The organism is Halomonas sp. NPDC076908 (assembly GCF_050269715.1).
Classification (GTDB): Bacteria; Pseudomonadota; Gammaproteobacteria; order Pseudomonadales; family Halomonadaceae; genus Vreelandella.
This window is the reverse complement of the sequence record NZ_JBNNIW010000093.1, coordinates 1-3,081: the sequence shown is the minus strand read 5'-3', so window position 1 is coordinate 3,081 and position 3,081 is coordinate 1. Positions and strand designations below refer to the sequence as shown.

Annotated in this window: 4 protein-coding genes; 3 read left to right on the top strand and 1 reads right to left on the bottom strand. The window is 47.7% G+C overall.

What is annotated here, in order from left to right; translation table 11 throughout:
* Positions 1-164 precede the first annotated feature (164 nt).
* Complete coding sequence (locus tag ACQKE4_RS20445) at positions 165-590, top strand: N-acetyltransferase (protein WP_427390073.1); 426 nt, start codon at positions 165-167, stop codon at positions 588-590.
* Between the two features lie 105 nt (positions 591-695).
* Here the strand turns inward: ACQKE4_RS20445 and ACQKE4_RS20440 are convergent, their stop codons facing one another.
* Positions 696-920: a hypothetical protein gene (locus ACQKE4_RS20440; protein ID WP_427390072.1), complete on the bottom strand. Its 225-nt coding sequence runs from the start codon at positions 918-920 to the stop codon at positions 696-698.
* 118 nt (positions 921-1,038) lie between these two features.
* On the opposite strand from ACQKE4_RS20440, the gene ACQKE4_RS20435 reads away from it, so the two are divergent.
* On the top strand, positions 1,039-2,007 hold the full coding sequence (locus ACQKE4_RS20435; protein WP_427390071.1) for a LysR family transcriptional regulator: 969 nt from the start codon (positions 1,039-1,041) through the stop codon (positions 2,005-2,007).
* A gap of 478 nt (positions 2,008-2,485) precedes the next feature.
* Positions 2,486-2,908 carry a tetratricopeptide repeat protein gene (locus tag ACQKE4_RS20430; RefSeq protein WP_427390070.1) on the top strand — a complete coding sequence of 141 codons (423 nt, stop codon included), beginning with the start codon at positions 2,486-2,488 and terminating at the stop codon, positions 2,906-2,908.
* Positions 2,909-3,081 lie beyond the last annotated feature (173 nt).

Here is a 3,081-nt window from a genome sequence, read left to right as displayed (position 1 = left end):
GTGAACAACGTCCGGTTTCAGGATGGGGAGCAGGTAACCGATCAATCAGACAGGACTGCCGCCTGACTGCCATCCACCAGATTTGACTATAACTCACCTATCCTAGGGCTAGGCAGCTTTTCAGTAACGCTTTGGCGCCGATGACTATCATTAGGAACATCTAGATGATTCGTGAATACCGGGAGGCAGATATTGAGCACATTTTGGATATCTGGCTTTCAGCCTCGATTAAAGCTCACTCCTTTGCTGGATCAGAATATTGGCATTCAAAAGTTAGCGAAATGCGTGATGTATACATCCCTGCATCGGAGACCTTTGTATTTGAGTCTGAAGGTCAAGTCGCTGGGTTCTATAGCCTCTATGGAAATACGTTGGCTGCCGTTTTTGTGTCTCCAAGCTTGCAGGGTAAAGGTATTGGGTCAGCGATGATTGACGATGCCAAGAGCAGAAGGGTGTGTTTACAGCTCAGTGTCTACAGCCAGAATTCACCCAGTATCAATTTTTATAAGCAGCATGGTTTTATTTCACTAGGTGAGCAGATTGATGAACAAACTGGCCAGCCTGAGTTCATCATGGAGCTTTACTGCTAACTATGTATGGCGGTAAAACGATGAACTGCTTGCACTACGTACCAAAGAAATGTTTCCAAGCGAATAGAGGCGCTCGCCATAGTGACGGCGCGAGGACGGCATTTTTCAGCGCTGGCGTCGTAGGTATTTTAGAATAGCCCGGATAAACTCTCGTTTAGCCTGATTCTGATCCCGGTGTACCTGTTCAATATCGATGCCCCCCAGCCCATATTGGTATCTAAGCGGTATGGTTTCCGTGCCGCCAATGATCCTTTTTTCCACGCCTTCGTTGTTCAAACGAGTTGACGAGCTATCGTTATTAAAGCACTGCTTCTCTATTGTCTTTGTCATGTCTCTGATCTCCAGAACGTCACCCTTGGTAGTAGGGTGCTTCGCTTATCTCGTTGAGTCAGAGGCATGCTAATATTGTTTTATTCTGCAAACTATTCCATAAAAGTGAGAAAAGACTTTGCAAAAACGGACAGATAAAAAGAGCAAGCAACTCTCTATCACTACCCAGAAAACGCGTAGTTACCTGGCATGGAATGACTTTGAGATCATCCTTGCCATCGCGACCGCGGGCTCTCTTTCTGGAGCCTCGCGTGCCTTAGGAGTCAGCCATGCAACTGTTTTTCGTCGGTTGGGGGAAGTTGAACAGCGCTTGGGGGTTACTCTTTTTGAAAGGAGCCGTACTGGTTACCAGCCCACGCTGGCAGGGGAGGAGCTCGCGGATGCGGCTAAGATGATGGATGAGGCTGTTCTCGCCGCCGAACGTAAAGTTGCCGGGCGTGATCTGGAGCCGAGAGGGGAAATCTATACCACCACAACTGATTCCTTGTTGATGGGGCTGTTGGCGCCTCTGTTCACGCAATTCCGCGATCAGTACCCAGCCATCGTGCTTGACGTTTCTGTCTCTAACCAATTGTTCAACCTAACTCGCAGAGAGGCCGACGTTGCTATACGGCCCTCCAACCTTCCGCCTGAGAATCTAATTGGTAGGCGTCTCGCCACGATTGGCCAAGCTGTCTATGGGCATCGCAGCCTCGGTCTAGCGCCAGGGGGCCCCATCGATACCCTTGCCAGGCAGCCTTGGATTGGCGCAGGGCCGCGGCTACAGGATTCAGCTCTAAATCAGTGGATGGATAAGCATGGTCTGAAGGCGGCCTGCGTTTATCGTGTTGATACTTTGGTTAACATATTTAGCGCTGTTCGCTCTCACATGGGGTTAGCAGTTCTACCGTGTTATTTGGCGGACGAAGACCCGGACATTATCCAGCTCAGCGACCCTATCCCTGAGCTGGAATATGGTCTGTGGTTTTTAATGCACCCTGATCTGAGAGGTGTAGTGAAGATTCATGCCCTTAAGGACTTTCTGACGGTAGCTATCAAAGCACAGAAACAGCGCCTGGCTGGGCCACAATTGAGTGCACAAGGCTAGCAAGCACTTGTCGCTTCTTTGGGACTGGCGCGTGAGTCAGGCACATATGGATGTATAGTAGGTGCGTTTGTTGGAAAAGGTTTGGTCGGCACCAGTACCGCGAATCTTTGCTCTAATTTTAGTTGGTCTGGCAGACCTTATATGGCAATACGTAATGCAGTGGAGCGGAAGTAGCTAGCATTTAAAGAATCCAACTCGGTTTTTTTAATCAAGCAGTTCCGCATTGGCTACCAATAGCGAAAGCGGAAAAATGACCACCCGAAAGGGCATGACCCTGGGCTATAATGGCGCAACCATGGTGGAAAGGCGCTTCAGACAGACCCAGAACGCTTCAATGGGCGTGGCAATCGTTCACTTTCAGCTGCTTAGCAGATTGATGACCAAGGTTCGAAAAATCGTTTATCGCTAAATAAGTAAATGAGCTGACTTATTTATTAATTTTTCTTGTTTATTTTCAGTAAATAAAAGGCTGTGAGTAATGATTAATACCAAAATATACAAAGCGGTTTACGAACTCGCTGAAAAACTCATGAAGGCTGCCGATAAAGAGGATAGAGAGGCTTTCGATACGCTCTATGCGCAGTTGGAAGCGATCTGCACCGAGAACGAAAATACCGATAAGGACCATCCAGAGCAGTGGGAAACGCTAGCTGACTTTACTGAAGAGCTGGACGAGGCGCTGGCTGTCTACGAAAAAGCCTTTGAAAAAGCCGTGGCGGTGAATTCGAAAGATCATATGTCGTCTATCGCGTTCTCAATGGCAAAACTGCAAGTTGAGCTAGGTCAGACCGACGCGGCAATCAATAATCTTAAAAAAGCCCAAATCACCGCCAATAAAATTGAAGATGGCGAGCTTAAAGATGAAATTGATGAGCTGCTTGAGAAGCTGACAACAGGTTAGTTTTAAGCTGCTCATGTTAGTGAGTTTCACGATAGACTTAAATGCACATAAAGTTTGATTGTGCTGGGTTTGCCTAAGACTAGGTTCTGTCTGAAAAGTCATAAATGTTACGCTCTCTCTGTTCATTGAGCAGGAGGGCGATATGACAGGCCGTTACGAGCTTTCTGATCAGC

What these genes read in the sequence shown, in the direction of transcription:
- ACQKE4_RS20445 (WP_427390073.1), top strand. Translation starts at nt 165, where the DNA reads ATGATTCGTGAATACCGGGAGGCAGATATTGAGCACATTTTGGATATC.
- ACQKE4_RS20440 (WP_427390072.1), bottom strand. Translation starts at nt 920, where the DNA reads ATGACAAAGACAATAGAGAAGCAGTGCTTTAATAACGATAGCTCGTCA.
- ACQKE4_RS20430 (WP_427390070.1), top strand. Translation starts at nt 2,486, where the DNA reads ATGATTAATACCAAAATATACAAAGCGGTTTACGAACTCGCTGAAAAA.